The 14,213-nt window shown below is 69.5% G+C and carries 13 protein-coding genes and 6 pseudogenes; 14 read left to right on the plus strand and 5 right to left on the minus strand.

Annotation, left to right across the window (positions count from 1 at the left end; genetic code table 11):
- Nucleotides 1-44 precede the first annotated feature (44 nt).
- The 3 genes from C7T91_RS03430 to C7T91_RS37725 all read right to left on the minus strand — a co-directional run bounded on the left by C7T91_RS03430 (nucleotide 45) and on the right by C7T91_RS37725 (nucleotide 1,460).
- Nucleotides 45-368, minus strand: a complete 324-nt coding sequence (locus C7T91_RS03430) for a DUF1330 domain-containing protein (RefSeq protein WP_161555729.1) — start codon at nucleotides 366-368, stop codon at nucleotides 45-47.
- Between the two features lie 104 nt (nucleotides 369-472).
- A complete protein-coding gene (locus C7T91_RS03435) occupies nucleotides 473-1,228 on the minus strand; it encodes a molybdopterin dinucleotide binding domain-containing protein (protein WP_145962763.1) in 756 nt (251 codons plus the stop codon).
- Between the two features lie 106 nt (nucleotides 1,229-1,334).
- Nucleotides 1,335-1,460, minus strand: coding sequence for a hypothetical protein (locus C7T91_RS37725; RefSeq protein WP_269099714.1), 126 nt, complete (start codon nucleotides 1,458-1,460; stop codon nucleotides 1,335-1,337).
- A 59-nt stretch (nucleotides 1,461-1,519) separates the two neighbouring features.
- Between C7T91_RS37725 and C7T91_RS34605 the strand changes: the two are divergent.
- The 9 genes and pseudogenes from C7T91_RS34605 to C7T91_RS34615 form a co-directional block, all read left to right on the plus strand.
- Nucleotides 1,520-2,122: pseudogene (locus C7T91_RS34605) on the plus strand (serine hydrolase domain-containing protein); the annotation flags it as partial.
- An 867-nt stretch (nucleotides 2,123-2,989) separates the two neighbouring features.
- Nucleotides 2,990-4,183 (plus strand): ABC transporter transmembrane domain-containing protein, encoded by a 1,194-nt coding sequence (locus tag C7T91_RS34610; protein WP_108257995.1) that lies wholly within the window; start codon nucleotides 2,990-2,992, stop codon nucleotides 4,181-4,183.
- Nucleotides 4,184-4,203: 20 nt separating this feature from the next.
- Nucleotides 4,204-4,368, plus strand: a pseudogene (locus C7T91_RS38310) (hypothetical protein); the annotation flags it as partial.
- Between the two features lie 1,228 nt (nucleotides 4,369-5,596).
- Nucleotides 5,597-5,941: pseudogene (locus tag C7T91_RS03455) on the plus strand (DNA replication/repair protein RecF); the annotation flags it as partial.
- Nucleotides 5,938-6,363 carry a VOC family protein gene (locus tag C7T91_RS03460; protein WP_108258485.1) on the plus strand — a complete coding sequence of 142 codons (426 nt, stop codon included), beginning with the start codon at nucleotides 5,938-5,940 and terminating at the stop codon, nucleotides 6,361-6,363. The pseudogene C7T91_RS03455 and the gene C7T91_RS03460, both read left to right, overlap by 4 nt.
- Nucleotides 6,360-6,980 carry a LysE family translocator gene (locus C7T91_RS03465; RefSeq protein WP_108257996.1) on the plus strand — a complete coding sequence of 207 codons (621 nt, stop codon included), beginning with the start codon at nucleotides 6,360-6,362 and terminating at the stop codon, nucleotides 6,978-6,980. Before C7T91_RS03460 ends, C7T91_RS03465 begins: the two co-directional genes overlap by 4 nt.
- An 83-nt stretch (nucleotides 6,981-7,063) precedes the next feature.
- Nucleotides 7,064-7,246: pseudogene (locus tag C7T91_RS03470) on the plus strand (ATP-binding protein); the annotation flags it as partial.
- Nucleotides 7,247-7,380: 134 nt separating this feature from the next.
- Entirely contained in the window at nucleotides 7,381-7,833 is a 453-nt protein-coding gene (locus tag C7T91_RS03475; protein ID WP_108257997.1) for a MarR family winged helix-turn-helix transcriptional regulator, read from the plus strand.
- Nucleotides 7,834-8,213: 380 nt separating this feature from the next.
- Nucleotides 8,214-8,351 carry a hypothetical protein gene (locus C7T91_RS34615; RefSeq protein ID WP_236637950.1) on the plus strand — a complete coding sequence of 46 codons (138 nt, stop codon included), beginning with the start codon at nucleotides 8,214-8,216 and terminating at the stop codon, nucleotides 8,349-8,351.
- 83 nt (nucleotides 8,352-8,434) lie between these two features.
- On the opposite strand, the pseudogene C7T91_RS39040 reads toward C7T91_RS34615, so the two are convergent.
- Together C7T91_RS39040 and C7T91_RS03485 are read right to left on the minus strand one after the other, a co-directional pair.
- A pseudogene (locus tag C7T91_RS39040) lies at nucleotides 8,435-8,530 on the minus strand (hypothetical protein); the annotation flags it as partial.
- Nucleotides 8,484-8,657, minus strand: a pseudogene (locus tag C7T91_RS03485) (EamA family transporter); the annotation flags it as partial. The pseudogenes C7T91_RS39040 and C7T91_RS03485, both read right to left, overlap by 47 nt.
- Nucleotides 8,658-8,737: 80 nt before the next feature.
- On the opposite strand from C7T91_RS03485, the gene C7T91_RS03490 reads away from it, so the two are divergent.
- The 5 genes from C7T91_RS03490 (at nucleotide 8,738) to C7T91_RS03510 (ending at nucleotide 14,197) form a co-directional block, all read left to right on the plus strand.
- Nucleotides 8,738-9,226: a MarR family winged helix-turn-helix transcriptional regulator gene (locus C7T91_RS03490; protein ID WP_108257998.1), complete on the plus strand. Its 489-nt coding sequence runs from the start codon at nucleotides 8,738-8,740 to the stop codon at nucleotides 9,224-9,226.
- Between the two features lie 118 nt (nucleotides 9,227-9,344).
- Nucleotides 9,345-9,995, plus strand: a complete 651-nt coding sequence (gene gfa / locus C7T91_RS03495) for an S-(hydroxymethyl)glutathione synthase (protein ID WP_108257999.1) — start codon at nucleotides 9,345-9,347, stop codon at nucleotides 9,993-9,995.
- A 108-nt stretch (nucleotides 9,996-10,103) separates the two neighbouring features.
- Nucleotides 10,104-10,781 (plus strand): response regulator, encoded by a 678-nt coding sequence (locus C7T91_RS03500; RefSeq protein ID WP_236637951.1) that lies wholly within the window; start codon nucleotides 10,104-10,106, stop codon nucleotides 10,779-10,781.
- Nucleotides 10,782-10,784: 3 nt separating this feature from the next.
- The gene (locus tag C7T91_RS03505) at nucleotides 10,785-11,963 is read left to right on the plus strand and encodes an FIST N-terminal domain-containing protein (RefSeq protein WP_108258001.1); all 1,179 of its coding nucleotides are present in this window, start codon (nucleotides 10,785-10,787) and stop codon (nucleotides 11,961-11,963) included.
- A complete protein-coding gene (locus C7T91_RS03510) occupies nucleotides 11,945-14,197 on the plus strand; it encodes a hybrid sensor histidine kinase/response regulator (RefSeq protein WP_236637952.1) in 2,253 nt (750 codons plus the stop codon). Before C7T91_RS03505 ends, C7T91_RS03510 begins: the two co-directional genes overlap by 19 nt.
- Nucleotides 14,198-14,213 lie beyond the last annotated feature (16 nt).

Here is a 14,213-nt window from a genome sequence, read left to right on the forward strand (position 1 = left end):
GCACTGGCGGCACCGGGCCTCGTTCAAGACGGCGTCCGCGCAGGCTATCCCGGGGAAACGAGCGACGGCGGCGGATGCTCGCATCCGTCGAGGAGCAGTGCAGCGCCTGTGGTCGACCCAAGACGCAGCTCGAGGAGCGGCTCGTAGTCCGCGGAGGAGTACCAAGCGTCGAAGGCAATCCTTGACAGGAATTCCAGAAGGACCGGCGTGCCGAACGTCCAAGTGCCCTCGACGGTCTCGGCAGGTCCGCCGAGCACGAGATAGCGTCCGCCATGGGCCTCGACGGTCGCGAGAACCCCCGACCTGTAAAGGGCGAGCTTGTCGCCATCGGTAACATCCCGGATGTCCACGAGAAAATATACGGCCAATTCCGGCTCCTCCCTTCCCTGCGGGCGCGCGGCCCGCCTTCCGGCGCCGATGGCTCCGCTCCGGCTGCCGCAGCCCATGCCGCGCGGCCGGAACGGCGTCGCCGTCATTCATCCCCGTACGGCGCCTCCTGCCGCGGCTCGATCTCCGGGGGCCTGTGCGCCCTCACCTCCGGCGCCGGCCCGCCGAAGCGCTCCGCCTCGACGAGACAGGTCATCGCAGCCGAGCCCTGGGCGATCTCCGAGGTCAGCACGTTCGGGTTGCCGTGCCGGCAGAGCGTGGGATCGCCTTCCAGGTCCGGATCGTGCCAGGCGCCGGTCGGCAGGCTGATCACCCCCGGACGGATGTCGCGGCCGAGCCGGGCGACGCTCAGGCAGGCGCCGCGATGGTTGAACACCCGCACCATGTCGCCTTCGGAAATCCCGCGTTCCGCCGCGTCCTCCGGGTTGAGGCGGCAGGGTTCCCGGCCCAGGCGCTTGCCCGCCAGGCTTGCCGCGCCATGGTCGAGCTGGCTGTGCAGGCGCCCCTCCGGCTGGTGCGAAATCAGGTGCAGCGGCAGGGCGGCCGAAAGCGCGCTGCCCAGCCATTCCCGCGGCGCGCGCCAGACTTCGGCGAGGAACCCCGGCGCGGCAGGCGGCTGCTCCGGCATCTCGGTGCCGCCGAGCAGCGCCAGGCCCGCGTCGGTCCAGACCAGCAGCCCGCCTGCAAGCGCGACCTGGCCGTCGAACGTGTCCAAGAGCGCGAACGGCATCTCGGCAGCCTCGCCGTCCTCGATAACCGCGCCCTTGCCGGGATCGACCCCGCCGAGGCCGGGCCAGTCCGCCCCTGCCGCGCAGAGAACGCGCCTGTCAGTTCCGCTCATGATCAAAGTCCACCCTTCAATTCCGGCACCCGGCTTGCCTGCGGGTGAGCCGTCACGATTGCCATGGAAAACCCGGATATATCAAGCATGTTCCCCGGCTTTCCACTCAGTCTTCCAGCACGTCGACCGCCGCCTCGCGGCGCGGACTGACCGGCGCGCGGCCCTCTCGGATCAGCACCATGTGATGGCCGATCCGCCACAAGTGGTAGCTGACCCGCTGCAGCCAGCGCATTGCCTCCAGCCGCTGGGCCAGCGCGTCGCCGCCGATGCCGCCGCGGCGTGCCTCGGCCAGCAGCCGCGCGCGGCGAGATCCCCGGCCTCGGCGCCACGATCGGCGATCTCGCGCCGCGGCTCGTGCCTGCGGGGGCCGATCCGCGGGTCGCGCGGCTGACCGTCGAGAACCTGATCACCATGCAGGCCGGGCTGGAACGCACGTCCGGCGCGAATTACGGCGCCTGGGTCTCGTCGCGGAACTGGGTAGCCGACGCGCTGTCGCGCCCCTTCGAGGCCGAGCCGGGCACGCGGATGCTCTATTCCACCGGCAGCTACCACGTGCTGGGCGCGCTCCTCGCCGAAACCACCGGGCAGAGCCTGCTGCAGCTCGCGCGCAGCCGCCTCGGCGCGCCGCTCGACATGCCCTTCGCTCCCTGGGTGGCCGATCCGCAGGGCTACTACCTGGGCGGCAACGACATGGCGACGACGCCCGGCGGACTGCTGCGCTTTGCCGAAATGATCCGCCAGGACGGCAGCTACGGCGGCAGCCGGGTGATCGCGCGGGACTGGATCGAGGACAGCTTCCGGCCGCGCACACGCTCGCCCTGGTCGGGGCTCGATTACGGGCTGGGCTGGTTCCTCGGCCGCGCGGGCGGCACGCGCTACGCGCTGGCGCGCGGCCCGGCCGCCTCTGCGCCCGGTGCCAGCGGACCGCGTGCCGACGGCCCCGGCCCGGCCGATTCCGGCAGCGGGACGGCCATCCCCGTGACGCCGTCCGTCCAGGAAGACCCGCCGACGGCAGAGGACCGCCTCCCGGATGACAGCGGGGATGTGCCTGCCGATGATTTTCCGTCGCCGGGTCCGGCTCCGGACGACCCTTCCGTGCCCGGCACCACCGGGGACACAGGCCCCGGCGGCCCCATCATTGACGGGCCGGAGCCGGAAGAACCGGAGGCTGATCCCGTCGATCTGGAACTCCCGCTCGACCTGATCGACGAAGCAATCGGCGACATCGACCTGTCGCTCGGCGGCGGCGACGCGCCCGCGGCCGATCCGGCGGACGAGGACATCGCCCTCGAGCTCGGCGGGCTCGACCTCGAGATCCCGCTCGATCCCGCCGAGAGCCTGGCCGGCGACATCGACCTGTCGCTCGGCGGCGGCGACGCGCCCGCGGCCGATCCGGCGGACGAGGACATCGCCCTCGAGCTCGGCGGGCTCGACCTCGAGATCCCGCTCGACCCGGTCGAAAGCCTGGCCGGCGACATCGACCTGTCGCTGAGCGCGGACGGGCTGGGGCTGGACGCGGATCTGCTCTCGGACGCCAACGGCTCAGAACTTGATCTGCTCGGAACAGACTCCGGGCTGCTGTCCGGCAACCTTCTCGCCGACGGATCGGGCAGCCTGGCCGACGGGCTCGATGGCGGCGACATTCCGCTCTCCACCGGAGACCTGACCTCGGGAATCGACCAGGTGATCGTCAGCGACAGCCCGGATTCGGGCGGCAGCCTCCTGGGCAAGGTCGGCGGGTTCGGACTGTTCTGAGCGGCCATGATCCGCCAGCACACCAAGCGCGCCTCGGCCCGGGTCATCGCGGTCGCGACCTGCTGCATCGTCCTGCTGGAGCTGGTGGTGCCGCTGACCGTGCTGCAGACCTATGACCGCTTCATCCCGAATGGCAGCGCCGCCTCGCTGGCGGTGCTGCTGTCGGTGGCCGCGGTCTGCCTGGTCGCGGAATACATGCTGCGCCAGTCGCGTTCGGTCCTCTTGAACCTGCGCGGCAGCAGCTTTGCCCACCAGGCCGGCTGCCATGTCATGGACGAGCTTCTGCGCGGCGACATGGCGCTGGCCGGCGGGCAGCGGACAGGCGAGAACCTTGCGCTGCTCAATACCGTGCGGGGCATGCGCGAAATGACCAGCGGGCAATGGCTGTCGAGCCTGGCCGAACTGCTGCTGGTGCCGCTGTCGCTGGGACTGATCGCGCTGATTGCCGGGCCGCTGGTTCTGGTGCCGCTGGTGCTGATCGGGCTTTTCGCGGGCTTCTCCTGGATGGCCGGAAAAGGGCTGGCGGCGGACCGGGCAAGGCGCCAGGACACCGACGCGCACCGGATGAACGCGATGGTCGAGATGTTCCAGGGCCTGCCCACGATCAAGGCGCTGTCGGTCGAGCAGATCATGCGGCGCCGCTACGAGGCCGCGAAATACGGCAGCAGCCTGGCGCATATGAGCGTGATGCGGCGGATGACGGCGCTGTTCGATGCCACCACCAGCTTCGGCACGCTCCTGGTGATGAGCCTGATCATGGCGGGCGCCTTCCTGACCGTGACCGGACAGATCACCGCCGGCGCGATGATCGCCTCGGTGATCCTGTCGGGGCGGACCATGGCGCCGATCCAGAAGGGGCTGAGCCTGATCAACCGGCGCCAGGAATTCCTGATCGAGAAGCGCCATGTCGATGCCCTGCTGGAGACCGGGAAAAGCGCCGCGGCCGGGCTGCCGCTGCTGGAGCCGGCCAATGAGGGCCGCCTGGCGCTGCGCGGCGCCGCGCTGTCGCGCCCCTGGCGCAGGAGCTGGGCGGCGACCTGCCGGAGGCGCTCTCGGCGCTGGCCCGAGATCTGGAAACCGAAGCCGGCGTCCAGACCGAACTGGAGGCCGCTCTGGTCGCCGAGCCGCCGCATCTGGCGCGCGACGGCGGCTTCGTCGCGCCGGGCTTCCACGACGACCTCGACGCGGCGCGCCGGCTGAGGGACGAGGGCAGGGGCTATATCGCTGCCCTGCAAGGGAAATATGCCGAAGCCACCGGAATCAACGCGCTGAAGGTCAAGCACAACAACGTGCTGGGCTATTTCATCGAGACACCCGCCACCCATGCGCAGAAGATGCTGGCCGAACCGCTGGCCGGCCTCTTCAAGCACCGCCAGACCACCGCCAACGCGCTGCGCTTCACCACGCCGGAGCTGAGTGAGCTGGAAAGCCGCATCCTGAATGCCGGGGGCGAGGCGCTGGGGATCGAGGCGCGGATCTTCGCGAGCCTGCGCGAGGCCTGCCTGGCCGAGGCGACCGCGATCTCCACCGCGGCGCGGGCGATGGCGGAGCTCGACCTGCATGCCGGTTTCGCCGATCTGGCCGCCGAGCGCCGCTGGTGCCGCCCGCAGGGGGACAGCGCCAAGGGACTGGCGCCCCGGCGGGGACATCTTCGCCTCGGCCCGTTCCGGGCATGGCGGCCGGAAGGCCGTGGCCGGGCGGCAACATATCTGGTTCGGGCAGCGGCGCGGTCCGATTGCCTGGGGTCCGGCGCGTGGCAGCCCCGAGGCGCGGCCGGGCAGGGACCTGGCTGGCCTCCGCATTTCCCGGCCAAGCACAGTGCGCGTTTCGCCTGGTCCGAAGAAGGCCCTCCCGTGGGCTCTGCCCGGTCCCAGCGGAGCTTCCCCGGGCGGAGGAAGGGGATGGCGGGTGGCGGCGAGGGCCATGTCCCTGTCCGGCCGTCTCGGGCCATCCTGCGCCATGCCCTTCCGGGCAGCGTACCGCGCCGCGCCGGAGGCAAGCTGGCTTGTGTCTGCAGGTTTCATGTCCCGGCCTCAGTCGAACTGCGATGGCCGGAATGCCGTGTCCGGTCTGAGGGGAAGCGCCCCGGAGCCCATGCCGATCCGCCTCATGTTCCGGGCCTGCGCCGACCGCGATCCCCCGGCCAGGGCGCGTCAAAATGGGCGGAGGCCGACGCGCGTCCGGCTGCTGGCCGATTGCCGCCAGCTCTCGCGGCAGGCGGTCTCCGCGGTCCATTCCGGGGGCCGGAGGCGGCCATCGGATGGTCCCGGGAACTCCGGCGCGGCGGGTGGGGCGGCCCCGGTTTGCCTGTCCTGGCGTCAATGTCCCCGGGGCAGCTATCTCCGGCACGGTTGCCTGAACCGCCAATTCCCTATGGTTCGCCCGCCTGTCGCGCCATGGGGCCCGACGGCGAAGGACGTCTCGGGGTGCCAATGCTCGGGCGTGCCATGTTGCCGGCTTCCGTTGTTCCGAGGCGCCACGCCGCACTTGCCCGTGACGGGCACTGGTCATGTCCGCGGTCTTCGGCGCCCGCGCCACGGGGCGTGGCGGCGGAGAGCCTGATCTCCGCTCGCGGGCCTGCCCGCCCGGCCCGGACAGCTCGGGCAGCCACGCGGACCGCACCGCGCCGACCTGCGCGCCGTCTATGCCGCCAAGGGCGTGCCGGCCGCGCAGAGCTCCACCGGCGAGCAGAAGGCGCTCCTGCTGTCGCTGATCCTCGCCAATGCCCGCGCGCTGGCCGAGGATACCGGCGCGCCGCCGCTGCTGCTGCTCGACGAGGTCTCCGCCCATCTGGACAAGGACCGCCGCGCGGCGCTTTATGCCGAATTGCAGCACCTCGGCGCGCAGGCCTGGATGACCGGCACCGGCGCGGAGCTGTTCGAGCCCGGCGAGATCGACGCCCAGAGGTTCGAGGTGAAGGACGTGAACGGGACCAGCCTTGTGGAGGCCTTGCCATGACGCCGCAGCGCGTGACGCTGATCACCCTCGGGGTCGATGACCTCGCCCGCGCCAAGGAATTCTATGCCGCGCTCGGCTGGACGCCCGCAGAGGAGCAGGAAGGCGTCGCCTTCTACCAGATGAACGGGCTGGCGCTCGGCCTGTTCGGCCGCGCCGCGCTGGCCGCCGACCAGGGCCGGCCCGGCGCGGACCTGGGCACGGGCGCAATGACGCTGGCGCAGAACTTCGCCACCGAATCCGAGGTCGACGCCGCCTGGGCGCAGGCGCTCGAAGCCGGGGCCACGCCGCTGAAGGCGCCCGGGAAGGTGTTCTGGGGCGGCTACTCGGGCTATTATTCCGATCCGGACGGCCATGTCTGGGAACTGGCGATGAACCCGTTCTGGCCCCTGGGCGAAGACGGCTCGCTGACCCTGCCCGCATGACCGTCTCCATCGCCGACCTGGCGCTCTATGCCGGAGCGCTCTTCATCCTGTTCATGACGCCCGGCCCGGTCTGGGTGGCGCTTCTGGCGCGCGCAATCTCCGGCGGCTTCGCCTCGGCCTGGCCGCTGGCGCTCGGCGTGGTGGTGGGCGACATCCTCTGGCCGCTGCTCGCGATCCTCGGCGTCAGCTGGATCGTCTCGGCCTATGGCGATTTCATGGCCGTGCTCCGATGGATCGCCGCGGCGATCTTCTGGATCATGGGCGTCGGGCTGATCCGCCATGCCGGGCGCCGGATCGGCCAGGACAGCCGGCTGACGCGCCCGGGCATGTGGGCGGGCTTCGCTGCCGGGATCGCGGTGATCCTCGGCAACCCGAAGGCCATCCTGTTCTACATGGGCGTGCTGCCCGGCTTCTTCGACCTGGCGGCCGTCACCCCCTGGGACATCGCCGCGATCACAGCCCTGTCGGCGGCGGTGCCGCTGGTCGGCAACCTGATCCTCGCGGGCTTCGTCCACCGGATGCGCGCGATCCTCGCCTCGGGCGCGGCGCTGGCGCGGATGAACCGGATCGCCGGCGGCCTGCTGATCCTCGTCGGCTGCGTGATTCCCTTCACCTGAGACCCCGGAAAAAATGCCCCGGATGCGTGACATTTGCGCGCCCGCTTCGTATAAGATGGCAGAATTGAGAAGGACCCGCGTGAATGGCAGACGACGTGCAGACCCCCTCCGAATACGGTGCGGAATCGATCAAGGTTCTCAAGGGGTTGGAAGCCGTGCGCAAACGCCCCGGCATGTATATCGGTGACACCGATGACGGTTCCGGCCTGCATCACATGGTCTACGAGGTCGTCGACAACGGCATCGACGAGGCGCTGGCGGGCCATGCCGACCGCGAGCTCCGCCCGCCGGAATCTTGATCGGCGGGGCCTGCAGCCCCGGCAGGCCCGCAGTCCGGTTATCATTTCCACCGGCGCAGGGTTGCGCTATCCCGGGACAGGCATCGAGGAAGGAACGCACCATGCGGGCAAGCGCAGACATGCCCGGACATCTGATCCGGCGGCTGCACCAGATATCGACCCATATCTTCCACCAGCGGATGCAGCAGGCGGGATACGACCTGACGCCGGTGCAGTTCGCCGCCCTCGACGCGCTGGCGGACCGTCCCGGGATCGACCAGGCCGGGCTGGCCGAGGCCGTGGCCAAGGACAAGGCGACGATCGGGGCGGTGGCAGACCGGCTGGCGCAGAAGGGGCTGGTGGCCCGGGGTCCCAGCAGCCGCGACCGCCGGGCCAAGACGCTGAGCCTGACGCCGGACGGCGCGGCGGTTCTGGCGGCCGTCCTGCCTGTCGTCGAAGCGCTGCAGCGCGAAATCCTGCCCGGCCTCGACGAATCGGAATACCGCCAGTTCATCGCCCTCGCCGCCAAGGCAATGCCGGAAGCGGATCCGGACAGCCCGGGACGCGCGATGTAGCGCCGCCACGGCACCCGGACAGGCCGCCGTCCTTGCCGGAGCTCGCAAGACATGTCGCAAAATCGCGGAAACCGGCCGCTTTCTTCCCTTGGGGCAACGGTTCTCCCCGCAGCCATGCGCCTGGGTCAGAACAGCTTTGCATGAAAACGACTTGCTGCATCGCAGCGCATTCTCTATCTTCCATACCAGACGTTGCGAGTACACAGAGTAACTAGCGAGTGTCTTGAGTTTACAGTTTCCGGCGGTTCCTCCTCCTCCCTGAACCGCGGAAATCGGCGGCGATCCCCTCCTCCTCCCTGGGATCGCCGCCTTCTTTTTTTCTGCATTGCAGCATCGCCCGTCAGAATCCGATATCGGATCCGTCGAAGGCATCCGTCCCGATGCCGCGCAGGGTGATCTGGTCGAGCGTCGCGAGCACGCGGATCACCGTGTCGGCGCCCGAGGCGGCAATCTCGACCTCCGCCAGGCTGCCCGCCGCGCTGCCGGAGAGGTCGATCCGGTCGAAGCCCGGCTCGTAGCCGAGGATCTCGTCGGCGCCGCCGTCCTCCGCGAAGACGAGAACATCCGCCCCGGCGCCGCCCGAGAGGGTGTCATCGCCCGCGCCGCCCGCAAGCGTGTCATCTCCGGCGCCGCCCGCGAGGCTGTCCGCCCCGGCCCGGCAGCTGCCGCGTCGCCGCGAGCAGCACCAGCCCGGCAGGCAGCGCCCGCAGCACCGCGTCGGTCAGCGGGTAGCCCGGCGGCAGCAGCTCGGTGGTGACGATGTAGGTGCTCCCCCAGACCGCCGGGGCGGAGGCGGCCAGAAGCATGTCGAGATTGCGTGCCATCGGAGGCTCCTTTTTATCTTGATGTCGAGATAAAATCGCGAAAGCTTGACGTCAAGATAAAATCCGGCTAGCTGCCGGGCATGGATCAGGTGGACCGGATACTGGAGCAATGGCGCCGCGAGCGCCCGGATCTCGACGTCGGGCCGATGGGGCTTCTGGGGCGGCTGAAGCGGCTGCATGACCGGCTGTCCGAGGAAACCGCGCAGGTCTTCAGGGCCAACGGGCTGACCGCGGCGGGGTTCGACGTGCTGGCGACGCTGCGCCGCGCGGGGCCGCCCCATGCGCTGACCCCCTCGGCGCTGATCGACTGGACGATGGTGACGTCGGGGACGATGACCAACCGGCTCGACAAGCTCGAGGCGGCCGGGCTGATCGAGCGGCGGCCCAATCCGGCGGACGGGCGCGGCGCGCTGGTGGCGCTGACGCCGGAAGGCCTGGACCTGATCGACCGGGTGGCGAGCGCGCATGTCGCCAACCAGCACCGGATGCTCGAAGGGCTGCCGCCCGAGATGCGGGCGCGGCTCGATGCCGACCTGAAGGCCTGGCTCGGGCTCCTGGGCGGCGCCTGATCCGGTGGTTCGGGCTTACCGATACTAAATACTGAATTGATCGGGGCGCGCCCCGCCCGCAGACTCCCTCCCGATGGCTGGCCAAAAAAAAATTCAACAGCCGCATTGGGAGGAAAGAATGGGATTTTTGTCGAAGCTCTTCGGGGGCGGCGATGACGCGCCTGCCGCCGCGTCCGCGAAACCGGCCGTGCCGACCAGCGGGGTGAAGATCCACCCGGCGGTCGACAACGGCGTGAAACCAGCCCAGCCGGGGTTTTCCGGGGGCACGCTCACCTGCAAATGCGGCTCGGACAAGGTCGAGGTCACGCTGACCGGCCAGACCGCGCACAACCATGTCTGCGGCTGCACCAAGTGCTGGAAGCCGTCGGGCGCGATCTTCAGCCAGGTCGCGGTCGTGCCGCGCGACCAGCTCAGCGTCTCCGCCCATGCCGAGAAGCTGTCGATCGTCGATCCCTCGGCGGCGATCCAGCGCTATGCCTGCACGGGCTGCGGCGTGCACATGTACGGCCGCATCGAGAACCAGGAGCATCCGTTCCACGGGCTCGATTTCGTCCATACCGAGCTCAGCCCGCAATCCGGCTGGTCGCCGGCCGAATTCGCCGCCTTCGTCTCCTCGATCATCGAGTCGGGCGTCGATCCGTCGAAGATGGACGGCATCCGCGCGCGGCTGAAGGAGCTGGGGCTCGAGCCCTATGACTGCCTCTCGCCGCCGCTGATGGACGCGATCGCCACGCACATTGCCAAGAAGAGCGGGGCCCTGCCGGCCTGATCGCGGCAGGCGCGGGAGAATGTTGCGTCATGCCCCTCTTTGTTGTTTGGTCGGGGGAGGGAGGAACTGAACATGAAGCATGACCGATTGATTTCGGAGGGCAGGCCCGTGCGGTCTGTCCTCGTTATCGACGACCATCCGCTCTATGCCTATGCGCTGACCACCGCGCTGACGCAGGTCTTCGAGGGCTGCAAGGTGGAGACCGCCACGACGCTGAAGGACGGGCTGAAGGCGGCCGGGACCGGCGCCGGGCCCGATCTGGTGATGCTGGACCTGCGGCTGCCGGATGTCTCGGGCCTGTCGGGGCTGATCCGGCTGCGCGAGCGGCTGCCGGAAACGCCGGTGCTGATCATCTCGGCCCAGACCTCGGCCGACGTGGTGCAGTCGCTGATGGACATGGGTGCCGCGGGCTTCGTGCCGAAGGACCTGCCGCTGCCCGAGATCGAGGCGGCGCTGTCGGAGGTCCAGCAGGGTCGGCGCTACCTGCCGGTCGAGTACCAGAACGCCTTCCGCCGCCGCGCCGCGCCGCCGACGGATCTGGAGAACATCAGCCGCAAGATCGCCGAGCTGTCGCCGCAGCAGATGCGCATCATGAAGCTGATCTGCGCGGGCAAGGCCAACAAGCAGATCGCCTATGAACTGTCGCTGGCCGAGGCCACGGTGAAGGCGCATGTCACCGCGCTCTTGCGCCGTCTCGGGGTGCAGAACCGCACCCAGGCGGCGGTGATGATGGAAAGCGTCAGCCTCGAGGACGAGACCGGGGAGACGCTGAGGGCGCGTGGATAGCCGATGGGCAACCTGATCGCCGATCCCGTCGCGCGGCCCCGGGGGGCCGCGCCCGTTGCCGTTGCCGTGTCGCGCGACCCCGATCCCGGCCGGGCCGTGGCCGATCTGGCGCGCCAGCTTGCCGGAACCGACATCTGCTTTCTTCTGGTCTTCGCTCCGGCGGCGCTCGACCGGGACGCGCTGGCCGAGGCGCTGAACGGCGCCTTTGCCGGTCTGCCGGTCTTCGGCTGCACCTCCGCGGGGCAGATCACGCCCGAGGGCTACGAGACCGCCGCGCTCCTGGCCATCGCCTTCCCGAAGGCGCATTTCCGCTGCGCGTCCCTGCTGATCTCGCCCTTGAAGCCGCTGGCGATCAGCCGGATTTCCCGCGACCTGCGCCGCCTGGCCTCGCGCTTTCCGCGCACCGCCAACTGGAACCGGCTGGCTCTGACCTTTGCCGACGGGCTGTCGAAGCAGGAGGACATGCTGGTCGCCACCATGGTCACCACGCTCGAGGATCTGCCCTGCTTCGGCGGCTCGGCAGCCGATGACCACGAGTTCTCGGAAACCTTCGTGCTGCATGGCGGGCGGTTCCTGACCGATGCCGCCGTCGTGCTCTTGATCGAGACCGACATGGAATTCGCGGGGCTCGGCTTCGACCATTTCCTGCCCTCCGACCAGCACATGGTCGTCACCCGCGCCATCCCCGAAGAGCGGATCGTCGAGGAGCTGAACGGCGCGCCCGCCGCCGAGGAATATGCCCGGCAGCTCGGCCTGTCTGTGGACGAGCTGACCCCCAAGGTCTTCGCCGAGAACCCGGTGCTGGTGCGCAACAACGCCATGTACCACGTGCGCGGCATCCAGCAGGCGCTGCCCGACGGGTCGCTGTCGTTCCTGTCGGCGATCGAGGACGGCATCCTGCTGACGCTGGGCGAGGGGCAGGACCTGATCGCCAAGCTGCGCGCCGGGCTCGATGTCGCCGACACCAGGGGCAGGCGGCCCGATTTCATCCTTGGCTTCGACTGCTACCTGCGCAAGCTGGAGCTCGGCCAGAAATCCCTCACCGGCGCGGCCTCGCGGCTGCTCAAGGAACATCGTGTCATCGGCTTCAACACCTATGGCGAACAGCATTGCGGCGTCCACGTGAACCAGACCTTCGTCGGCGTCGCCTTTTTCGGACCGTCATGGACCACCCTTCTCTGATCAATCCCCAGGACCCGCCCGAGCTGCAGGTGGAAAAGCAGGCGCGCATCATCGACGCGCTGCTGCGCCGGACCGAGCGGCAGCACACGGTCGGACAGTCGGCCTATGCCGCCTTCCAGTCCGCGGTGACGCTGCAGGAACAGGTCTGGGCCAAGACCCGCGACCTGGAACGCGCCTCGACCGAGCTCGAGCAGCTGCGCTTCGACCGCGAGAAGAGCCGCAAGACCCTGACCGAGGCGCTGTCGGTGATGGAGGGGGGCTTCGCGCTCTTCACCGACGGGCAGCTCGACATCTGCAACGACCTGTTCGAGACGCTGCTGCCCGACGTGTCCCACCGCATCCGCGCCGGGCTGACCGTGGCCGAGTATTTCGACGCGCTGCGCGGCTCGGGCCATGTGCTGAACCATGACGGCCGCACCCGCGAGGCGCTGGCGCGGGCCCGCGACATGCCGCGCGGCCAGACCGTCAACACCTTCGTCGTCGGGCTGATCGGCGACCGCTGGTACCAGTTCTCGCTGCAGCGCACCTCGAGCGACAACCAGATCATCCTGCAGACCGACATCTCCGACATCGTGCGGCGAGCGCGGCGCGAGAAGGACCACCTGATCGACATGCACGCCCATTACATGCAGGCGGCCTTCGATCACATGTCCTCGGGGCTCGGCACCTTCTCCCGCGAGGGGGCGCTGCTGATCCACAACGACCGGTTCCGCGACCTCCTCGGCCTGCCGGTGCGGCTGGTGCAGTCGGGGACCTGCTTTGCCGAGATCCTCGATTTCATCCGCACCAGCTACGACATCCATGTCGAGGACCTGCTGGATTTCTCCAATTGGCGGCAGGTGCTGCGCGACGAGGGGCGCATCCGCAAGCGGCTGCGCCATCCCTCGGGGCGGGTGCTGGGCCTGCATGTCCACCAGCTGCCCGACCGCGGCTTCCTCGCCGACATTGCCGACATCACGCTGGAGGTGCAGGCGACCGAGCTGCTGGAGCGCCGCGTCGAGGAACGCACCGCCGAGCTGACCGCCGCGCATCAGGCGCTGCTGGAGCAGCACGAGCACCAGGCCAAGGTGAAGGAAGAGCTGAAGCATGCCAAGGAGCTGGCCGAAGAGGCGGTGACCTCGAAGACCCGGTTCCTCGCGGCCGCCTCGCATGACCTGCTGCAGCCCGCCAATGCCGCCAAGCTGCTTCTGTCCTCGCTGGCCGAGAAGGCCCGCGACAGCGAGCTGATCGGAATGGTGGAGCGGCTGCAGGGCTCCTTCGCCTCGATGGAGTCGCTGCTGCAGGCGATCCTCGACATTTCGCGGCTCGACAGCACCGGCGCGGATCTGAACGCCTCGCCGGTCTGTCTCGGCCCGCTGATGTCTTCGGTGGTCGAGGACCAGCTGCCGCTCGCCGCGCAGAAACGGGTGAAGCTCTCGGTCGTGCCCAGCTCCGCCTGGGTGATGAGCGACCAGCGCTACCTGTTGCGCTCGATCCAGAACCTCGTGGTCAACGCGATCCAGTACACCGCCGAGGGCCGGGTGCTGCTCGGCTGCCGCCAGCGCGGCGGCGAGACCGTGCTCGAGGTTTGGGACACCGGCATGGGGATCAGCCCCGAGGACCAACAGAAGATTTTCGAGGAATTCACTCGCGCGGGCGGGGCGAAGGCGGGGCCCGGCATGGGGCTGGGGCTTTCCATCGTCGACCGCACTTGCCGCCTGCTCGGCCACCGGCTGTCGGTACGCTCGACACCGGGCGTCGGCTCGGTCTTCTCCATCGCCCTGCCGCGCATCGATGCCCCGCGCGAGACGCAGCCAGCGCCGATGGCCTGCCCGGACCTGCCGGGCGAGGAACTCGACCTGCTGGTGCTGGTGATCGAGAACGATCCCGACCTGCTCTTCGCCACGGTGCAGGTTCTGGAAAGCTGGGGCGCCTCGGTCTTCGGCACCTGCTCGGCCGAGGAAGCGCTGGCGGTCACGGCCGATATCGGCATTCCGCCGGATCTGATCCTGGCGGATTACCATCTGGATGACGGGGCGACGGGCGTCGACGCGATCTCTGCCGTGCGCCGCGCGACGGGGGCGTCGATCCCGGCGATCATGGTCACCGCCGACCGCTCGACCGAGCTTCTCTGGACAGCCCGCTCGATGGGGGCGGAGGTGCTGACGAAGCCCGTGGACCTGCACAAGCTGCGCCGCCGCATCGCCGCCGCGATGCGCGGGCGCGACGTCTTTTCCGCGATGACCGCCTCCTGAGGCGCATCGCGGCTGA

Origin of the sequence: Mangrovicoccus ximenensis (assembly GCF_003056725.1) — a bacterium.
GTDB classification, from domain to species: Bacteria; Pseudomonadota; Alphaproteobacteria; order Rhodobacterales; family Rhodobacteraceae; genus Mangrovicoccus; species Mangrovicoccus ximenensis.

What these genes read in the sequence shown, in the direction of transcription:
- C7T91_RS03435 (WP_145962763.1), bottom strand. Translation starts at nt 1,228, where the DNA reads ATGAGCGGAACTGACAGGCGCGTTCTCTGCGCGGCAGGGGCGGACTGG.
- C7T91_RS37725 (WP_269099714.1), bottom strand. Translation starts at nt 1,460, where the DNA reads ATGCGCTGGCTGCAGCGGGTCAGCTACCACTTGTGGCGGATCGGCCAT.
- C7T91_RS34610 (WP_108257995.1), top strand. Translation starts at nt 2,990, where the DNA reads ATGATCCGCCAGCACACCAAGCGCGCCTCGGCCCGGGTCATCGCGGTC.
- C7T91_RS03460 (WP_108258485.1), top strand. Translation starts at nt 5,938, where the DNA reads ATGACGCCGCAGCGCGTGACGCTGATCACCCTCGGGGTCGATGACCTC.
- C7T91_RS03465 (WP_108257996.1), top strand. Translation starts at nt 6,360, where the DNA reads ATGACCGTCTCCATCGCCGACCTGGCGCTCTATGCCGGAGCGCTCTTC.
- C7T91_RS03475 (WP_108257997.1), top strand. Translation starts at nt 7,381, where the DNA reads ATGCGGGCAAGCGCAGACATGCCCGGACATCTGATCCGGCGGCTGCAC.
- C7T91_RS34615 (WP_236637950.1), top strand. Translation starts at nt 8,214, where the DNA reads ATGCCGCGCAGGGTGATCTGGTCGAGCGTCGCGAGCACGCGGATCACC.
- C7T91_RS03490 (WP_108257998.1), top strand. Translation starts at nt 8,738, where the DNA reads ATGGATCAGGTGGACCGGATACTGGAGCAATGGCGCCGCGAGCGCCCG.
- gfa (WP_108257999.1), top strand. Translation starts at nt 9,345, where the DNA reads ATGGGATTTTTGTCGAAGCTCTTCGGGGGCGGCGATGACGCGCCTGCC.
- C7T91_RS03505 (WP_108258001.1), top strand. Translation starts at nt 10,785, where the DNA reads ATGGGCAACCTGATCGCCGATCCCGTCGCGCGGCCCCGGGGGGCCGCG.
- C7T91_RS03510 (WP_236637952.1), top strand. Translation starts at nt 11,945, where the DNA reads ATGGACCACCCTTCTCTGATCAATCCCCAGGACCCGCCCGAGCTGCAG.